Source organism: Desulfogranum marinum (assembly GCF_963675105.2).
GTDB classification, from domain to species: domain Bacteria; phylum Desulfobacterota; class Desulfobulbia; order Desulfobulbales; family Desulfobulbaceae; genus Desulfogranum; species Desulfogranum marinum.
In genome coordinates this window covers 188,556-206,440 of sequence record NZ_CAXXRO010000005.1, presented here as the reverse complement: position 1 = coordinate 206,440, position 17,885 = coordinate 188,556, and the positions used below count along the sequence as shown (strand labels likewise).

Genomic DNA, 17,885 nt, shown 5'->3' with positions numbered 1-17,885 from the left:
GTTATGAATATACAACTTCAAATTCCTTCAATAATACTATTTCTGTTGCTGGCATTACCGTTTTCCGCACCGGCCAAGGACTCTCAAGAAACAAATCCGGCCCTTTCCCTGGAACAGGCCGTACTCATCGCTTTGAAAAACAATCCAGCCCTGCATCAACAGATAAATACGGTGAAGAGTGCGGAGGTAATCGTCTCCCAGCGACAGGCCGATTTTTACCCGGATCTTTCCCTGAAAACCACCGGGTCTGAAGATCTCGATATGAACGTCGAATTGTCTTCCTCCGTCAATCTGTTCAGAGGATTTGCAGATACGGCAGCACTGCAAAATTCTGAACTGCTTGTAAAAGCAGAACAGGAAAACCTGTCCCGGGAAGAGCAGACCCTGATGTTCGAGACTGTTTCCTTGTTTATCGAAGTGCTTACCAACCAGGAGTTTATCGGTGCCCGGGAGATGAACCTGGAGGAAAACAAGAAACTTCTTGGGAAGATCAGGGCATTTCATGAAGCCGGTAAACTTCCGGTCAGCGATCTCTATCAGCAACAGGCTGAGACCAAACAGGCGGAACAGGATCTGCTGGAGGCACAACACAACCTAACAAGCAGCAAATTGACACTCATGCAAACCATGGGGATGGTCCCTACAGACAGGTACACCCCGGCCTTGCCGGAATTGACCAAACTCTCCCTTGAATTGCCCGATGAAGAAATCGACCGTCTGACCCGTCTTGCCCTGGAAAATCGATCCGACATCAAAGCCCGGAAACACCAGGTAGATGCAGCGGAACAACAGATACGTGAAGCAAAAGCCGGTAAATACCCGACGGTTGATCTTGTCGCTGCCATGGCCACCGACTACAGCGGCTACTGGGATGATTTTATGGATGAAAATCTCGGTTCTACCGTCGGCGTCACCGTATCCTTGCCGCTCTTTGACCGATTTGAGACCCGTAACAACACGGTCCTGGCACAAATCGAGAAACGCAATGAAAAGCTGACACTTCAGGAAAAAGAATTGCAGATCGGCCTTGAAGTAGCCCAGGCTGTCCAGGACCTCAAACAGGCCCGGCAAAAGATCGACGTTGTCGAAAGTAAACTGACCTATGCAAAAAGGGCTCTTGAGTCGTATGAGGAACGATACCGGGTTGGTGCCTCAACCCTGGTGGAGCTGATCCAGACCCGAACACAATATATAACGGCGATTTTTGATCAAGTAGAGGCAAAATACGATCTGGTAACCCGGGAGATGACGGTTGCCTACTCCCTTGGGGAACTGGGCCGGATGCTTGCAACCTTGTTGCCGGAGGAAATCAAATGAAAAGAAAGAGTAGACTAAGCCCGAGAAAAAGAAGCGTCATTGTCTTCGCTGTTTTTTCCATCCTGTTTTTCGGTTGGTACGTCCTGGCACACCAGAATGTTCCAAAGCAGAGGACAGCGCTGAAATATGCCGAAGTAAGCCGGGGAAATTTTGAGCTGGTCGTCTCCAGTACGGGGACCCTGGCTGCAGTGGAAACCGTTGAGGTCGGCACCCAGGTCTCCGGGACAATCGACAAGCTGATGGTCGACTATAACGATACGGTCAAAGAGGGTGACATACTGGCGGTGCTCGACCAGTCCCTTTTCAAGGTGGCGATTAAAAATGCAAAAGCCGGTCTACTCAGGGCCCGGGCGGAATTGAAACAGGCGGAAGATGAGTATACGCGAAACAAACCGCTCTATGAGAAGGGATTTCTCTCCGAACAGGAATTCCTTCCCGTTGAGACCGAAGTTGCTACCCTGAAGGCCTCTCTGTTGTCGGCACAGGCCACGCTTGAGCAGGCGGAGATTGATCTGGAGCATACGGTCATCAGCTCCCCCATCGAGGGAACCGTTATTGATCGTAGTGTAGATGCCGGACAGACCGTTGCCGCAAGCCTCAGTACCCCGACCCTGTTTCTGGTTGCCAGGGATCTCTCCCATATGCAGATTGAAACCAATGTCGACGAAACGGATATCGGCCGGATTCAAAAAGGGCAGCAGGTGCGATTTTCCGTACAGAGCTATGCTGAGGAAACATTTACCGGCACTGTTCGCCAGATACGTCTGCAACCGGAAACCGTTGATAATGTCGTGACCTACACCGTCATTGTCGAGGCGGCAAACGAGGCCGGACTACTCCTCCCCGGCATGACCGCAACAGTTGATTTTATTGTCCATGACGCCGAAGACGTTCTTTTCGTGCCGGTCGCCGCATTACAATTCAAGATGGGTAATAAAGAGAATGGTAATCAACTGTTTTGCCTGGATAACGAAGGAAAACTCGAAGGAATGCAGGTTGAAATCGGTAGGAGTGACGGCCTGGTAACGGTTGTAACCGGAAAAGATATTGTAGATGGAATGCAAGTGGCCATCGGCTTTGAAAAAAGCGGAGAAAAGGCGGGGGAAGAAGGCTTTTCACTCTCAAGCCTCCTCGGTAAAACCATGGGCCAGGGACCAGGACCCGGGCAAGGACCGGGACCACGGCCATGAGTTCTCCACAGATCATACTCAGAGACATTCGTAAAATTTTCACCATGGGTGATGTTAGGGTTGAGGCCCTGGGAGGTGTCTCCCTGACCATCTCCAAGGGTGAATTCATTGCGGTTATGGGGAGTTCCGGTAGTGGAAAGTCGACCCTTATGAATATTCTCGGTTGTCTCGATACACCAACGAGCGGGAGTTACTCCTTTGAGGGTGTCCAGGTTGAAGACCTGGACGGCAGGCAACTCGCAGATCTGCGAAATACGAAAATCGGTTTTGTGTTTCAGGGCTTTAATCTCCTTCCCCGTACCTCGGCACTGGAAAATGTAGAATTGCCTCTCCTCTACGATCGTCACCGCAAAAAACTGGAACCCCGCAAGAGTTCGATAGCGGCTCTTGAGCGTGTGGGACTCGGCAAACGGCTGGATCATGAACCGAGTCAACTCTCGGGAGGACAGCAGCAGCGGGTCGCCATTGCACGAGCCTTGGTGACGCAGCCTTCACTCATTTTTGCTGATGAGCCGACCGGTAATCTCGATAGCCGTACCACCCTGGAAGTGCTGACCCTCTTTCAGCAGTTGAACAGAGAAGGGATGACCCTGGTCATGGTGACCCATGAACCGGAAGTCGCCCAGTACGTCGGGCGGCTGGTGGAATTGCGTGACGGGCAACTCCTTAAGGATGAAAGGGTTGAACAGCCCCGAGATGCAGCCGCGGATCTTCAAGCACAATACCGGGGGGCAACCGTATGAAGCTTAGCAAGTTAATTTTGGTTGCCTTGAAATCCATTGCCCGCAACAAGATGCGCAGTCTGCTCACCATGCTCGGCATTATAATCGGCGTCGGTTCGGTTATCACCATGGTCGCCTTGGGCGAAGGGTCGCAAAAGGATATCGAGAGTGATGTAGCGGCGTTGGGTACAAACTTGCTCATGGTCCGGCCCGGTAGTATGCAGTCGGGAGGGGTTCGCGGCGGTGCCGGGACCCGCCCCAGCCTTTCCATGGATGATGTGAAGAGGTTGAAGAAGAACGGCACCCTGCTGCGCTGGGTCTCCGCAGAAGTCCGTGCAAATGGGCAGGTGATCGCAGGGAGCAATAACTGGAACACGACCATAACCGGTGTCGGCCCGGAGTATCTGTCTATTCGTAATTACCAGATTGCTAGCGGTTCTTTTTTTACGGAACGAGACAGTACAACACGAGCGAAGGTTGCGGTACTCGGCAAAACGGTTGCCGATGAGCTTTTTCCGGACCGGGATCCCGTAGGGGAACGCATGCGTATCAGAAATGTCCCGTTCCGGGTGATCGGGGTGTTGGCCGAGAAGGGACAATCATCCATGGGGAACGATCAGGACGATATCATTCTGGCCCCTGACACCACGGTTCTGTTTCGTTTAAGTGATGGGAAATTCGTCAACGATATCTCTGCCAGTGCCGTAAGTGGAGACCGGATGGATGCAGCGAAAGATCAGTTGAAAGCCCTGTTACGCAGTGAACATCGATTGAGTGCGGATGAAGAGGATGATTTCCTGGTCCGGGATCAGACGGAAATTATCGAAATCGCAACCAGCGTGACCGGTACCCTCACCATGCTTCTAAGCTCAGTTGCGGGTGTTTCCTTACTCGTTGGAGGAATCGGCATTATGAATATCATGCTGGTCTCGGTAACCGAGCGAACCCGCGAGATCGGCATCCGGTTGGCCGTCGGTGCACGACCGTCCGATATACTGGCACAATTTCTTGTTGAGGCCGCAATCCTCAGTCTCATCGGTGGATTGCTAGGTATTTTATCCGGTTTAGTCGCCGCTTCCGGCATCGGTACCTTTCTGGGAGTCAGTACGGTGATTAACCCTGCCATCGTTTCCGTTGCCGTTCTGTTCACCGGTGCCGTCGGCGTCTTCTTCGGTTTTTATCCTGCTCGCAAAGCCGCCAACCTTAATCCTATTGATGCCTTGCGGTATGAGTAAGTCACCAGATAGATAACTGCTTTACAGCCAATCAAAGTTTGCTAAGCAAATGACCGACTCAATGGAAATACTTCACTTGGCAATATCAGATGGTTTAGCAAAAACTTATATTCTGATTATTCCTGTGAGGGTTATCGATCCTGCCACTGCTGAAAACGGTTAGAATGGAGCAACTGCAACCGTTACATAACCAAAGAGCACCCCGAGGTACCTTCTGGAAGTCGGAAATGAGCCGAGTCTTAATCCGTACCTCCATTAACTGCACTATGCGTTTGATATTGCCAAATCGAAGGTAACGGATCTTGTGACTTTCTAAAAGTTGAGGTGTTTCCTGTTAATCCCTTATTTCCATCGATCCAGGCGTCCCCTACATATCAAGAGTTGTTTTCCGGAAAAAAAGTTGTTTCTAAAAACCTAGTGGTTGATCTTATCTTTTCTCTGACATATTGGTAACCTGACCTATACAGTAGACAAACACTTGATAAAAAAACCTACGTACAAGACTAAATCCATTCGTGCAGCCAAGCTCTCTCACTTTCTGAGAAGTTGACAAAAGGGCTGTTCACAAAAAGCGAACACGCTGTGCCCAGAACACATACCACCATTTGCTCCGCCTTTTTTATTGGTAGATACATTTTTTCACAGTATGATCGGTGTTTTTCATTACCGTTCTTTCGAAACCTCCACGGCAACGTGTCACCAAGCAAAGAGAGGTATTGGGGCCGGAAACAATCCAACAAAAACAACACAGCGGATAGAGTAATGGATTACGAAACCTACGAAGCGGAATGCGAAAAAATTCGTGCTGAAAACCAACTTTTGCTGGATGCCTTCCGAGAAGACTTGAAGGCGAAAAAGTTATCCCAAAAAACGATCGACAAGCATGTTTCCAACATTGATTTTTACATCAATGACTTCCTGTTATACGAAGACGCAGAACCACCTGAAGACGGCGTCATCCTGTTGAATTATTTTTTCAGCAGCTGGTTTATCCGCAAGGCCATGTGGGCTTCTGCCGCCTCTATCAAGGAAAACATTACAAGCCTGAAAAAATTCTACGGCTTTTTGGAAGAGAAGGGTCGTATAGAACCCGACGAGTATCTAGACATGCTGCAAGAAATAAAAGAAAGCAAAGAAGAGTGGCTTGAGAATCTGCGCAAATACGACCAAGAAATTGCATCCAGCGATTTCTGGTAAACAATCACCAGCGTCTATTTTCCAACAACCAACAATCAAGGACTTTGACAATGGGCAAAAAGCTGCTCAAGTTTTACAGGTTTCTCTTAAGAGAGAACCTGCTTAAACTGCTGGCCGTTATCCTGGTCATAATTATATGCAGCGGGTTTTTAATCGCCTCTTTTGAACCGGGCGTTTCCTTTGCCAGCGGCCTATGGTGGAGTGTTGTCACCCTGACGACCGTAGGGTATGGCGACATCTCACCCAGTACTTTTGAAGGCAGAGTTCTCGCAATCATCATCATGTTTTTCGGTATCGGGCTGCTGGGTATCCTCAGCGCGAGCCTGGCAACCATGTTAATAAGTATACGACTTAGGGAGCACAAAGGAATGGGCGACTACAGCGTGAGCGATCATATAATTATCTGCGAATGGAACCACCGGGCAAAATCCATCATCAATGAACTGCGCTCAGATCCGCAAACAGCCACCAAACCCATTGTCCTGATTGCAGACATTGAAGAAAAGCCGGTCAGTGATCCTGATATGCTTTTTGTCAGAGGGGTAGTTAACGAGGACACCCTGGAAAAGGCTAACCTGGAAACGGCAGCCACAGTGGTTATCCTCGGCGATGACGCGGTAGAAGTCACAGCAAGGGATGCAAAAGTGGTGCTGACCGCTTTGACGGTTGAAAGTATGAATCCCGATGCGTACAGCGTAGTGGAGCTGGTGGACAAGGCCAACAAACACCACTGCCAACGGGCCCACGCAGACGAGATAATCGTCAGCAGTGAATTAAACAGCCACCTGATCGCCAGCGCAGCCAGTGATCACGGCATCAGCAACATTATTTCCGAATTACTCAGCAGCAGATACGGCAATGAACTCTATTCCATGCCTGCTCCCGAAGAGATGACAGGGGAACTCTTTATTGACGCATTTGTGAAAATGAAGAAAGAACAAAACACCACTGTATTCGGCATTCAGAAGGGCCGTGGAGGCACCTTTATTTCCAATCCGGATGCTGAGTATGTGATTGAGCAGGGAGACTACCTGCTGGTGATCTCCAAAGACCGAAAACAAAGGTAACGTAAACCGTCACAGGCTCCCCATTTTCATGCGGTTGCGGATGACCGCATAGATGAGCCTGTTGACTTACTGTCTTTTCGCCCAATCTCTTTGTTATGCTGAAAAAATATTCCTCGGAATATCTATTATATGCCTGTGGTTACTTTTACAGCATGCCTCGACCTTGAACGAAAATTCTATTAAATCAACAGACTCATAAATGGACTATAGCGGTCCTTCACAACTGCGCAAATCTGAAGCACATGTGGAAGGCTTACACTTTGGACACACATGATATAGTATAATAACCGGCACCCTTGATTGGTTACCCGGTAACAAAAATGGAAAGACAGATGAAGACATTCCAGGCCCAGCTGAACTTTATAGGCATCTTACATGGAGATATTCAAAGCCGCCGCGATGCGCCGAAAAATTTTGACGAGTCCGATCACGTCGGTACCCTAGAGATTTACCCCCAGTACAAGGCCGGCCTCGAAGGGGTCACCCCCGGACAGATCATAGTTGTCCTGTTCTGGCTTCATAAGTCCAATCGGGACACGTTGCAGGTTTACCCACGTGGAGACAGGTCGCGGGGGCTGCACGGGGTTTTTGCCACCCGAAGCCCGGTACGTCCCAACCCCATTGCCATATCTGAATTAAAAGTACTGGCTGTCCGTGGCACGCATATAGACGTAGCAGGGCTCGATATTCTTGACGGCACGCCCATCATTGATATTAAAAAAAAGCTCCGTGGCTAAATGTATCTAGAGTATGGAAGTTTCTCATTTCAACACCGCCAGCACTTTTATCGAGATTAATTACCATTTTTCTATTGCATTAAAAAAACAACCGTGTATAATAGCGCCTATCGTTCCTACAAAGTAGAAGAGTTAAGTCCATTTATGTTTTCCTCGCAGCCTCGTTGTTATCTAGCGTTGTTCGTGCCATCCATAGAAGTTCGTACTGCTTACTTACCAGGAGAAAAAAAATATACAGTGTTGATACCCGTTAGCCCCGATATGCAATGGTAATCAGCACCCTATCAGGTTTATTTTTATACTTGATTTGAAGAAAGCCAACGCTATCATTTTGTATCATCAAAAAACCATAGATTCGGTCTCGAGATACAAATTACAACGGAGTTTTAATGAGTTTTAAGGATTTCCAGTTACACCAAAAAATCAACACCAACATCGCATCCTGCGGCTATACACAACCCACCCCTATTCAGCTAAAAGCCATTCCGCCCATCCTTGCCGGTCAAGACGTTTTAGGCCTTGCCCAGACAGGCACGGGAAAAACCGCTGCATTTGTCCTGCCCATAGTACAACACCTGCTCACAGGAAAACGGAAAACGGTACGGGCACTTATTGTCGCTCCCACAAGAGAACTGGCAGAGCAAATACACCAAAACGTTATTACATTGGCTGCGAACACCGGTATCAAAAGTGCAGTTGTCTATGGTGGTGTGGGAAAACAACCACAACTGAAAGCAATTCGCTCCGGGGCCGAGATAATCGTCGCCTGCCCTGGCCGTCTGCTTGATATTCTGACGGAAAAAGACATTACCCTCAGGCATGTCGAGACTTTTGTCCTTGACGAAGCCGACCATATGTTTGATAAAGGTTTTCTACCGGATATTCGTCGAATTGTTAAACAACTACCGCAAGAAAGGCAATCGCTGGTTTTTTCAGCTACCATGCCTAAACCGATTCGGCACCTTGCAGAAGAAATATTAACAGAACCGTGCACACTGCAAATCAATCATACCGCACCTGCCCCGACCATATCGCACACGCTTATTCGGGTTGCCAGGGAACACAAGACGCCCTTGCTCAAGCAGATGTTGCAGGAAAAAGAAATGACCAGCACGGTTGTTTTTACCCGTACTAAGCACAAGGCAAGAAGTCTGGCTCAGCAACTGGAAAGATCGGGACACAAAGCCGTTGCACTGCAAGGCAATCTGTCGCAGCAGAAACGCAAGATAGCCATGGAAGGATTCCGTGACGGTACATTCAGCGTTCTTGTCGCAACCGATATTGCAGCTAGGGGCATTGATGTTTCCAACATCTCTCATGTCATTAATTACGACGTGCCGGATACTGCTGAAACATATACACATCGGACCGGTAGAACGGGCCGAGCAAAGCAAAGTGGCCAGGCTGTTACTTTTGCTGATCGTGGCGACCAGGGAATGATCTCACAAATTGAGCGTATCCTTGGAAAAAAAATGAATTTACGCCCTCTTGACCAAATAATTAAGGTGCAAGAAAGGTATAAAGAGAGTAGGAAAACGGCAGCACCGATAAAAAAGACAGGTGCTCCCCGACAAAAAAGTCACCCTTCTCAACATAAAAATAGAAGAAGTAAGAGTGTTTCTTTTGATTTTGGGATAAACACTTCTTCATAAATTTTATCTGGAATTTCCAGATAATCCGTTAAGCCATCAAAAGGTGGTTTGACTTTATTACAAAGCGGCTCCAGATGGAGCCACCACACAGGAGTACACAAGATGGCTGAAGGAACAGTAAAATGGTTTAACGATGCAAAAGGTTTTGGTTTTATTGAGCAAGATGGCGGTAAGGACGTATTCGTTCACCACTCTGCAATCCAGGCTCAAGGATTCAAATCTCTTGAAGAAAATGCACGCGTTAGCTTTGATATTGTTGATGGTCCCAAAGGACCTTCTGCAGCAAATGTTGTTCAGCTGTAAAAGCTAGCTGCATCTAAGCAACAAAGGCTCCGCTTTTAGCGGGGCCTTTTCTTTTTTATACAATGACGGCCATGGGAGTTTTCCCAATGGCTTTTTTTTATGAGAACGTAAATGATCACAGCATCCAACATCGCTCTTTCCTACGGAAAAAGGGTCATATTCAAAGATGTCAACATTAAGTTTACCCCAGGAAACTGCTATGGTCTGATTGGGGCAAACGGTGCAGGCAAATCCACCTTTCTTAAGATTCTTTCCGGAAAAATAGACCCAGACCATGGCGAGATAAGCAAAGGGCCGGGACAGCGTGTTGCCATTCTCAACCAGGACCAGTTTGCCTTTGATGAATATACTGTTTTACATACAGTCATTATGGGCCATCTAAAACTGTACAAGGTCATGACAGAGAGAGATGCACTCTATGCTAAGCCGGACTTCAGCGAGGAGGATGGCATTCGTTCCGGCGAGCTGGAGATTAAATTCGGCGAACTGGGCGGATACGAAGCGGAAACCGAAGCAGCGGTGTTGCTCAATGGACTTGGTATTACCGAAGAATTGCTGCACAAGCACATGAAAGAACTGGATGGCGCAGAAAAGGTCCGGGTCCTTTTAGCCCAAGCGCTTTTCGGCAACCCAGACATCCTGCTGCTTGATGAACCGACCAACCAGCTCGACATACAATCAATCCAGTGGCTGGAACACTTTCTTTCCCGCTTCCACAACACTGTTATTATCGTTTCCCATGACCGTCATTTTCTCAATCAAGTCTGCACCCACATGGCAGACATTGATTATGGGAAAATTCAGGTGTATGTAGGAAATTACGATTTCTGGTACCAGGCAAGTCAGCTGCATTTTCGGCAAAAAGAAACCGAAAGCAAAAAAGCCAAGGCCAAAGCTGATGAACTCAAAGAGTTTATCAGGCGTTTCAGCTCAAACGCATCAAAGGCAAAACAGGCAACTTCGCGCAAGAAATTACTCGACAAACTCACCATTGAAGAAATGCCGATTTCTTCAAGAAAGTACCCCTACATTGTTTTTGCACCGGAACGCCCCAGTGGAGACGTTATCCTTGAAGTTGACGGACTGACCAAAACAATCGAAGGCGAAACCATGTTCAAGGATCTCAGCTTTACCGTGAACAAAGGGGACAAAATCGCCTTTATGGGCACCAACAGCCTTGCGAAAACGACACTTTTCAAGATCCTTGCCGGTGAAATGGAAGCAGATGCCGGTAGCTTCCGCTGGGGAATCACCATCAACAATGCCTATTTTCCCAAGGAAAACAATACATACTTTGAGGACAAAGGCCTTGACCTTATCGGCTGGTTACGTCAATTTGCCCCAAGCGAGGCTGATGAAGGGTTTATTCGCGGATTCCTTGGCAAAATGCTTTTTTCAGGAGAAGAAGCTACCAAGCAGACAGCTGTTCTCTCCGGTGGGGAACGAGTTCGATGTATGCTTTCCAAAATGATGCTTGCCAAGGCCAACGCGCTCATTCTTGATGAGCCCACCAACCATCTTGATCTTGAATCGATTACCTCTCTCAACAACGGACTCATTGCTTATCCGGAGATTGTGCTTTTTGCTTCACATGACCACCAGTTTGTCTCCACAGTGGCAAATCGGCTCATTGAAATCAGCCCGGATGGCTTTACCGATGTAATGATGAGCTTTGACGAATATCTCGAGTTACAGGAAACCAGCTCAAAAGACGCGAGTCACCTGGAACAAAAAGCCGCATAACCGCCCCCAGCAACAAAAAAACCGGGCAGCCTGTTTTACTGTCCGGTTTCCCTTCCCCGTTTAAAACGGGGCGTATCCTGTTCCTTCTCCTGCTAGAGCATCACCGATAAAGATCCTTGCGCGCATCAATCCTGCGTCGAAGCTGTTCACACTCTTTCTCTGCCACTGCCAGTTCTCGCCGTAATCGATCCGCCTCCAGGCCGGTAGCGACCTCCAGCTTATCACGCAAAGCATGTACTTTCTGCTGGCTCTTATAGAGTTCCACTGCTAACATTTTTATCGGCATACCTTCACAATCCTTTCCTGCTCACCACTCAGGGCAAACCGTTCTTTTTATTTTTGAGCACAGATATCAAGCACTTTCTGATCCGGCTTACTCAAACAGCCAACCAGCTGCTTGGCCTGGGCATCGGTTAATTCCGTCCCATGCTCTATCATTGACTGTATGGTTCGCTTCCAGGTCCAGGTCCCCTTTTTCTTTGCAAGATCAGGACAGACATGGGTAACGAAGTGGCAGCTTGCACATTTCTGCTCAATAAGTGGCCTGCACTCCACTGCCGGACTACTGGTTGATGTTACTAATACCCATCCGATAAGCGCAATACTTTTCCATGAAAGACCGTCGACAAAAAATTTCAAGACTCTTCTTCGTCTCATTTGTTCCTTTCTCTGTTGTCTTCTTGGTTAAAAAAATGCCCCATATCACACTAGAAAATCGGATATGGGGCTACTAAAAAATGTAGTTTTATTTACAACACATTAATTACTCTTTTTTCAATGGGAAAAAAGAGGCAAATGCTTTGCCGACATCTTATACAAAAACACACCAATGGAAATGACCCCTAAAGAAACCAAAAATTCTTTCCATGAGGGCGAATACCCCAAGCCACGCCAGGCACCATAGCTTTCCTGGCTAAACAGGCACACGTTCATCCTGTTCAGGATAACCCCGATGATAACGATGATATTGACCGCAAATATAACCTTAAGGTCATTGCGGTATTTTTTCACCGCTAGAATGGCTACCGGCAGAATAACACCCAGGAACATCTCCAAAAGATACATGTTTCCTTCCACCGAGCCGTCAAACGCCATGGCAGGACTGGCAACGGTAAACAGTTGGTACAGTTTTAACAGCAGATAAAAGCCAAGCACTATCAACAGCCCTCTGGCCAGACCTGTGAAAATTTCTTTATCCACCTCATGATGGAGGAACTTCTTGCTCAAGGCTGTCTCAAAGCTGACCATGGCCAATCCCATGGCAACCGCGGAAACCAGGAAATGAAACGGCAGCTTGGTATCCCACCACAGCGGTGACATCTTGGAAGGGGATATCAAAAAGACGGCGCCGAGTGACGACTGATGCAGGGTAGACAACATGACCCCGAAAATTACCGCGCCCACCATTATTTTACCGACTGCCCTTCGCGCCTTTTCCCACCCCAGCCGCTCGAAAAGCATGGGACTGAACTCCAATGCCAAGGTCGTGGTATAAAAAATGACGTGCATGGCCACAACCCACATCACCGACTGATACTGCCACATAATGGAAGGATGCCACAAACGAAACGGGTGGCCGATATCAAGAAACAATGCCAGTACAGCCATCAAGTACCCTAAAAAAGCGGTCAGGATCGCCGGCCTCACAATAGGTCGATATTTTTTCCAATTAAAGAGGTATACAGCGCAGGCAATGATAAAACCGCCTGCCGCCATTGCTACACCGCCGAGGACGTCAAGGCCGAGCCAAAAGCCCCAGGGGTATGCGTCATTAAGATTGGTGGTTGCCCCCAAGCCGTATATCATGCGATATAGGCCAACCGAAATCCCGACAATAATCAGTACAACCATGACCATTGTTGCCGGTGTCCAGGTTTTAATGTTCGGATTTGATTCCATTACTCTTCACCTCATATCCAAAGTTACGAAGTTGCTCGACAACAGCGCTGATAACTTTTTCCATACCCGCCTCAACTTCCGGGGTAAGCCCTATTCCCACATCCAAATTTTTGGGCTCAATACCGTATAAGAATAATTCTCCGGGCAGGGTGTCAGTAAGCTGCGCCGCGGCCAGTACATCGGAAATACCTAACTGATGGGGCGAGATGGAAGTCAAAAAGACCTGCGGCACATCCTCGCCTGCAACCAGAACGCTGGTGCCGGGCTCCATGTCATTACGCAAGGCATCAATCAGGATCACCAAGTCCTTACCATCCATCAAAGACAGCAACTCGAATCCTGCTGTACCTCCATCCATGCATTCCAGTCCAGGCGGCAGCTGGTAACGCCGGTTCAACTCCTCGACGGCTTTACAGCCAACACCTTCATCCCCAATCAGCAGGTTGCCGATACCTAACACAAGTGCATTCAATAGTTTTCTCCCGTGCTACAGAACCTTGACTTTGCCGATCGGCGTTCTCTTATTATCAACCAGATGGATAGCGCAGGCCAGGCAGGGATCAAAGGAGTGCACTGTTCGCAGAACTTCCAGCGGTAGCTCTGCATCAGCAATGGGATTACCTACTAAAGAGGCCTCATAGGGACCTAAGGCATCCTGACCGTTTCGTGGCCCTGCATTCCATGTTGAAGGTACAACTGCCTGATAATTTTTAATTTTTCCATTTTCGATAACGATCCAATGGGACAGCATTCCCCGAGGTGCTTCATGAAAACCTACCCCGCGTTGCTCACCGGACGGAAAGACAGGAGCGTTAAAGGTATCCATTTCACCCTTGCCGATATTATCGATCAGGGCCTGCCATGAAACACTCATGGTGTCATACAGTACTGCACAACGAATGACACGGGCTGCGATACGGCCAATGGTCGAATGTAATGCCTCTATGCCCACCGTGGTGCCAGCCAGGCTACTAACCGTTGCCAGAGTGGAATCAACATACTCCTTGGTACCGGCATGACCGGCAAGATACATGGCCACCACATGGGGCAGCGGTCCTACCTGGGCAGGCTCTCCCCTAAAGGTCGGCGACTTGACCCAGGAATATTTATCTTCATAATCATACCCCGTATAGTTTGGTTCGGTCTCGCCATCATAAGGGGAACGATCCCAATCGCCATCATACCAGGCATGCTTAATGCTTTCCTTGATGTTGTCGTACAGCACAGGATCCGTCTGCGAAGCTATGGGTGCAAACTGACTGATATCACCGTTGGGGATGTAACCACCGGCAAGCTGATACTCGGTCCCTTTGGAATCCATCGGCATATCAGGCACGGACAGATAATTGAGGACCCCTGCTCCATACGTGGTCCAGTCGGCATAATTGGCACCGATTGCAGCCACATCGGTGAGCATTGCCTGTTTTATAAAATCTCCGACTTCGTCTATCAGCGTTTTCACATTAAAAAGCTTCTCAATGGTCAGGGTCGAAGGGCTATCCGGATTAATAGCATTGGTTACTCCGCCCACGGCAAGGGTTTGCACATGAGGTGTTTTACTGCCGAGAATGGCAACAACCTGATTAATTTTGCGTTGATACTCAAGCGCCTGCAGATAATGCGTTGCTGCCAGCAGATTTACCTCCGGCGACAATTTCATTGCCGGATGCCCCCAGTAACCGCTGGCAAAGATACCGAGCTGACCGGAACTGATAAATTTTTTCAGCCGATCCTGTACCGCTTTAATTTCCTGATACCCATTGCGTCTCCAACCGGACAGCTTTTGCCCCAGAGCCGATGCCGAACGTGCATCAGCCTTGGTAGCGGAAACGATATCCACCCAATCCAAGGCACAAAGCTGGTAAAAATGAACAATATGATCATGAATGCCATGGCCGGCAATGATCAGATTACGTATCAGTTGCGCATTGACTGGAATTTCCAGATCAAGTGCATCCTCAACCGCCCTTACCGAGGCTATGGCATGCACAGTGGTACATACGCCGCATATACGCTGGGTATAGGCCCAGGCATCACGTGGATCCCGGCCTTTGAGGATAACTTCGATACCTCGCCACATCTGTCCGGAAGACCAGGCATTGGTCACCTTGCCATTATCCACTTCGCAATCAATACGCAGGTGCCCCTCGATTCTGGTGACCGGATCTATTGTAATTTTTTTCGCCATTCTCTTTCTCCTTTACGTGCTTCCCGCTACAGGATTTCGCAACTCGTGATATAGTGGAATAAACTCAACAAATCCCCTGGACTATTCGCCTGACTCATTGTCCTTATTTTTCTTCTCCATCCGCTGAGTGACAAGTCGAGTCACTGTCCCGGCTACCAGAAGGGTACCTATCAATTGAGGTACATGAGAGACATACTCCCAGGTTAAATCAGGGTATACCTGGTTGGTTATTTTCGGATTAAAACCGAGTTTATCGAAATCCACACCGGCGAGGAACATATACTGGGTACCGCCGGCCTCTTCCAATCCATAGACATGGTCCACATATTCAGGCACGACCTGCTCTGTTGTTTTCCCATGCTCGATATGATTTACCGGATAAGCATATGTATCGCCTGCTTTCAGGTTTAATCGCCGCTTGGCTTCCTCTTGGAGATCGGTGACCTTTCCAAACAGAGAAGCTCCTGTCGGACAGGCCTCGCAGCAGGCAGAGTAACCGCCCTGGGCGATTCTATGGTTGCACAACTGGCATTTGACCACTGATGGAGAGGATTTTTCCCACTCATACATGGGTATGCCGAACGGACAGGCGACCTGGCAGTACCGACAGCCGAAACACCTGTTTTTATCATAGGTAACAATGCCGGTTCCCGGCTGTTTTTTCAGTGCTTGCACAGGACAGGCAGATACGCATGCAGGATCAACACAATGGAGACAGTGTTGCTTTATAAAGGAAAACTCCCCCGCACCTTCTTCTTTTTCCGATTTTCCACGATATGCCTTTATCAGGCACAAGGTCTTGTCTGAGAGTGAAGTTGGGGCGTCATATTTTTGTTCCTCGCCTTCGTACTCGTAAGGTATCTGCCCCGCAGTTTCTTTGTGGTATAAGGCCCCGCCCGGTTCGGCATTGGCCTTTTTACAGTTGACCATGCACGACATGCAGCCAATGCACAGGGTGGCATCATAAAGGATACCCACCGCATCCGGAGAAAGCTCCTTCTTCTCCCTGGCTGCGGACACCTTGGCATCCGTTGCCAGCACCAAACCGGTGCCGGCTGAAAATTTGAGAAAATCCCGTCTATTTATAGCCATGGTTTTCACGCTCCCCCTTTACGATTTCAGTCTTCGTCCTTGCCACGTGTATTTGCAAGCGCTACAGCCGTCGCACCGACTGCGGCTCCGGCAACACCATAGGCAAAACTCTTGGCACCACTGCCCTTCTCCGGCAACGCTTCAGGAGCTTGGGCCGGAGGCGTGGGAAAACTTACTCTGGCTTTGGAAAATAACGGACTGTCAAATCCGACCCCGGCTTCTGAGCAGCCAAAGCAGGGTGCGCCTGTACCTACCGGCCAGCAACCGGTGGTGGCCACATCTCCGAAATGGAGGGTCGAGCAGTTGTTATAGGTCTCGGGTCCCTTGCATCCAAGTTTATATAGACAGTACCCTTTACGATGGCCTTCATCGCCGAACTCTTCTGCAAACCGTCCGGCATCAAAATGTGGACGCCGCTCACAGTTCTCATGAATAAGCCTGGAATATGCAAATTTGGGACGCATCTTGTCATCTAAAGCCGGCAGCTTATTGAAGGTGACAAAATGGATGACAGTGGAAAGAAAATTATACGGATTAGGAGGGCAGCCTGGGATATTGACCACCGGAATCCCTTTATCCTTGAGTATTTCATGTACCGGGGTTGCTCCGGTCGGGTTGGGTTCTGCTGCAGGTACGCCGCCCCAGGCAGCGCAGGAGCCAATGGCAATAACCGCAGCAGCGTGGGGTGCGGTTTCGTTGAGAATATCAAGCACGGGTTTACCGGCTATCTGACAATATACACCGCCATCCTTTACCGGAATGGCGCCATCAACAACCAGAATAAATTTTCCCTTATTGGCCTCAATGGAAAGTTCTCGGTGGTGTTCTGCCTGATGTCCGGCACCGGCATTGAGTGTTTCAGAATACTCGAGGGAGATAAGATCAAAAATAAGGCTGTCAATTGCAGGGTGATGGGTACGTAAAAGTGATTCCACACAACCGGTGCACTCCTGACCGGAGAGCCATATAACCGGGGGTCTTTGTGGAGAAGTGACTGCCTCTGCCATTTTCGGAGCAACAGTCAAGGGGAGGCCCATGCTTGCCGCCACCCCAGTGCAGAACTTTACAAAATCTCTTCGCGTAACACCGCCCAACTGCTTATCGTGACTGCTCGCTACCTTTGACTTCATCAGCTAACCTCCTTGGTTTGTGTACAGGTGTTGACACCTTGACAAACTGGTAATTGGACAAGCCTTGCTGTCACAGCATACGATCACGCGCGAGAATACCTGCTTGTGATATTACGTCCTACTCTCCAGGTCACCTTCAAAAAGTACTTTTCGAGGCACCTCTATAATTTTAAAAATGAAAAACCTGCGACAGCCCTCTCTCTATTCGGTTCACTTTCCGGATACATGAAAAAAATGACAGGAGCGCTTGGGGGAAAAGATGTCCGGAGTACATCACTGGTATTAAACGCCCACTCCTGACACAAACGTTATTACTGTTCATATATAAGAAAAATCAATCACAGGCAACTGCTTTTTTGATATTTTGCACATCACGCACATTCAACACCTTAGGAATCAATACGTAAACCATC

At 48.6% G+C, this 17,885-nt stretch carries 17 protein-coding genes; 10 read left to right on the top strand and 7 right to left on the bottom strand.

Going from position 1 to position 17,885, the window contains the following annotated elements; translation table 11 throughout:
• The first annotated feature begins 3 nt into the window (after positions 1-3).
• The 10 genes from ACHZCY_RS21435 to ACHZCY_RS21390 all read left to right on the top strand — a co-directional run bounded on the left by ACHZCY_RS21435 (position 4) and on the right by ACHZCY_RS21390 (position 11,163).
• Complete coding sequence (locus tag ACHZCY_RS21435) at positions 4-1,317, top strand: TolC family protein (RefSeq protein ID WP_319550349.1); 1,314 nt, start codon at positions 4-6, stop codon at positions 1,315-1,317.
• A complete protein-coding gene (locus tag ACHZCY_RS21430; protein WP_319550348.1) occupies positions 1,314-2,507 on the top strand; it encodes an efflux RND transporter periplasmic adaptor subunit in 1,194 nt (397 codons plus the stop codon). The genes ACHZCY_RS21435 and ACHZCY_RS21430 overlap by 4 nt, the downstream gene beginning before the upstream one ends.
• Positions 2,504-3,250: an ABC transporter ATP-binding protein gene (locus ACHZCY_RS21425; RefSeq protein ID WP_319550347.1), complete on the top strand. Its 747-nt coding sequence runs from the start codon at positions 2,504-2,506 to the stop codon at positions 3,248-3,250. The genes ACHZCY_RS21430 and ACHZCY_RS21425 overlap by 4 nt, the downstream gene beginning before the upstream one ends.
• Positions 3,247-4,464 (top strand): ABC transporter permease, encoded by a 1,218-nt coding sequence (locus ACHZCY_RS21420; protein WP_319550346.1) that lies wholly within the window; start codon positions 3,247-3,249, stop codon positions 4,462-4,464. Before ACHZCY_RS21425 ends, ACHZCY_RS21420 begins: the two co-directional genes overlap by 4 nt.
• A gap of 762 nt (positions 4,465-5,226) precedes the next feature.
• Complete coding sequence (locus ACHZCY_RS21415) at positions 5,227-5,661, top strand: hypothetical protein (protein ID WP_319550345.1); 435 nt, start codon at positions 5,227-5,229, stop codon at positions 5,659-5,661.
• 50 nt (positions 5,662-5,711) lie between these two features.
• Complete coding sequence (locus ACHZCY_RS21410; RefSeq protein WP_319550344.1) at positions 5,712-6,728, top strand: potassium channel family protein; 1,017 nt, start codon at positions 5,712-5,714, stop codon at positions 6,726-6,728.
• A gap of 332 nt (positions 6,729-7,060) precedes the next feature.
• Positions 7,061-7,465: a tRNA (N6-threonylcarbamoyladenosine(37)-N6)-methyltransferase TrmO gene (gene tsaA / locus ACHZCY_RS21405; RefSeq protein ID WP_319550343.1), complete on the top strand. Its 405-nt coding sequence runs from the start codon at positions 7,061-7,063 to the stop codon at positions 7,463-7,465.
• A 389-nt stretch (positions 7,466-7,854) separates the two neighbouring features.
• Positions 7,855-9,117: a DEAD/DEAH box helicase gene (locus ACHZCY_RS21400; protein ID WP_319550342.1), complete on the top strand. Its 1,263-nt coding sequence runs from the start codon at positions 7,855-7,857 to the stop codon at positions 9,115-9,117.
• Between the two features lie 102 nt (positions 9,118-9,219).
• The gene (locus ACHZCY_RS21395; RefSeq protein ID WP_205222616.1) at positions 9,220-9,420 is read left to right on the top strand and encodes a cold-shock protein; all 201 of its coding nucleotides are present in this window, start codon (positions 9,220-9,222) and stop codon (positions 9,418-9,420) included.
• Positions 9,421-9,531: 111 nt separating this feature from the next.
• Complete coding sequence (locus tag ACHZCY_RS21390; protein ID WP_319550341.1) at positions 9,532-11,163, top strand: ABC-F family ATP-binding cassette domain-containing protein; 1,632 nt, start codon at positions 9,532-9,534, stop codon at positions 11,161-11,163.
• A gap of 100 nt (positions 11,164-11,263) precedes the next feature.
• On the opposite strand, the gene ACHZCY_RS21385 is transcribed toward ACHZCY_RS21390, so the two are convergent.
• The 7 genes from ACHZCY_RS21385 to ACHZCY_RS21355 form a co-directional block, all read right to left on the bottom strand.
• Positions 11,264-11,449 (bottom strand): hypothetical protein, encoded by a 186-nt coding sequence (locus ACHZCY_RS21385; protein ID WP_205222614.1) that lies wholly within the window; start codon positions 11,447-11,449, stop codon positions 11,264-11,266.
• A gap of 47 nt (positions 11,450-11,496) precedes the next feature.
• A complete protein-coding gene (locus tag ACHZCY_RS21380; RefSeq protein ID WP_205222613.1) occupies positions 11,497-11,820 on the bottom strand; it encodes a hypothetical protein in 324 nt (107 codons plus the stop codon).
• Between the two features lie 117 nt (positions 11,821-11,937).
• Positions 11,938-13,062, bottom strand: a complete 1,125-nt coding sequence (nrfD, locus tag ACHZCY_RS21375; RefSeq protein ID WP_205222612.1) for an NrfD/PsrC family molybdoenzyme membrane anchor subunit — start codon at positions 13,060-13,062, stop codon at positions 11,938-11,940.
• Complete coding sequence (locus ACHZCY_RS21370) at positions 13,040-13,534, bottom strand: HyaD/HybD family hydrogenase maturation endopeptidase (RefSeq protein WP_319550340.1); 495 nt, start codon at positions 13,532-13,534, stop codon at positions 13,040-13,042. The genes nrfD and ACHZCY_RS21370 overlap by 23 nt, the downstream gene beginning before the upstream one ends.
• A gap of 15 nt (positions 13,535-13,549) precedes the next feature.
• Positions 13,550-15,250: a nickel-dependent hydrogenase large subunit gene (locus tag ACHZCY_RS21365; RefSeq protein WP_205222610.1), complete on the bottom strand. Its 1,701-nt coding sequence runs from the start codon at positions 15,248-15,250 to the stop codon at positions 13,550-13,552.
• Positions 15,251-15,331: 81 nt separating this feature from the next.
• Entirely contained in the window at positions 15,332-16,342 is a 1,011-nt protein-coding gene (gene hybA, locus ACHZCY_RS21360; protein ID WP_319550339.1) for a hydrogenase 2 operon protein HybA, read from the bottom strand.
• A 26-nt stretch (positions 16,343-16,368) separates the two neighbouring features.
• On the bottom strand, positions 16,369-17,475 hold the full coding sequence (locus ACHZCY_RS21355) for a hydrogenase small subunit (RefSeq protein WP_394713462.1): 1,107 nt from the start codon (positions 17,473-17,475) through the stop codon (positions 16,369-16,371).
• Between the last annotated feature and the right edge of the window lie 410 nt (positions 17,476-17,885).

Excerpts from the sequence above, each read along its gene's own strand:
- ACHZCY_RS21435 (WP_319550349.1), top strand. The coding sequence starts at position 4 with ATGAATATACAACTTCAAATTCCTTCAATAATACTATTTCTGTTGCTG.
- ACHZCY_RS21430 (WP_319550348.1), top strand. The coding sequence starts at position 1,314 with ATGAAAAGAAAGAGTAGACTAAGCCCGAGAAAAAGAAGCGTCATTGTC.
- ACHZCY_RS21425 (WP_319550347.1), top strand. The coding sequence starts at position 2,504 with ATGAGTTCTCCACAGATCATACTCAGAGACATTCGTAAAATTTTCACC.
- ACHZCY_RS21420 (WP_319550346.1), top strand. The coding sequence starts at position 3,247 with ATGAAGCTTAGCAAGTTAATTTTGGTTGCCTTGAAATCCATTGCCCGC.
- ACHZCY_RS21415 (WP_319550345.1), top strand. The coding sequence starts at position 5,227 with ATGGATTACGAAACCTACGAAGCGGAATGCGAAAAAATTCGTGCTGAA.
- ACHZCY_RS21410 (WP_319550344.1), top strand. The coding sequence starts at position 5,712 with ATGGGCAAAAAGCTGCTCAAGTTTTACAGGTTTCTCTTAAGAGAGAAC.
- tsaA (WP_319550343.1), top strand. The coding sequence starts at position 7,061 with ATGAAGACATTCCAGGCCCAGCTGAACTTTATAGGCATCTTACATGGA.
- ACHZCY_RS21400 (WP_319550342.1), top strand. The coding sequence starts at position 7,855 with ATGAGTTTTAAGGATTTCCAGTTACACCAAAAAATCAACACCAACATC.
- ACHZCY_RS21395 (WP_205222616.1), top strand. The coding sequence starts at position 9,220 with ATGGCTGAAGGAACAGTAAAATGGTTTAACGATGCAAAAGGTTTTGGT.
- ACHZCY_RS21390 (WP_319550341.1), top strand. The coding sequence starts at position 9,532 with ATGATCACAGCATCCAACATCGCTCTTTCCTACGGAAAAAGGGTCATA.
- ACHZCY_RS21385 (WP_205222614.1), bottom strand. The coding sequence starts at position 11,449 with ATGCCGATAAAAATGTTAGCAGTGGAACTCTATAAGAGCCAGCAGAAA.
- ACHZCY_RS21380 (WP_205222613.1), bottom strand. The coding sequence starts at position 11,820 with ATGAGACGAAGAAGAGTCTTGAAATTTTTTGTCGACGGTCTTTCATGG.
- nrfD (WP_205222612.1), bottom strand. The coding sequence starts at position 13,062 with ATGGAATCAAATCCGAACATTAAAACCTGGACACCGGCAACAATGGTC.
- ACHZCY_RS21365 (WP_205222610.1), bottom strand. The coding sequence starts at position 15,250 with ATGGCGAAAAAAATTACAATAGATCCGGTCACCAGAATCGAGGGGCAC.
- hybA (WP_319550339.1), bottom strand. The coding sequence starts at position 16,342 with ATGGCTATAAATAGACGGGATTTTCTCAAATTTTCAGCCGGCACCGGT.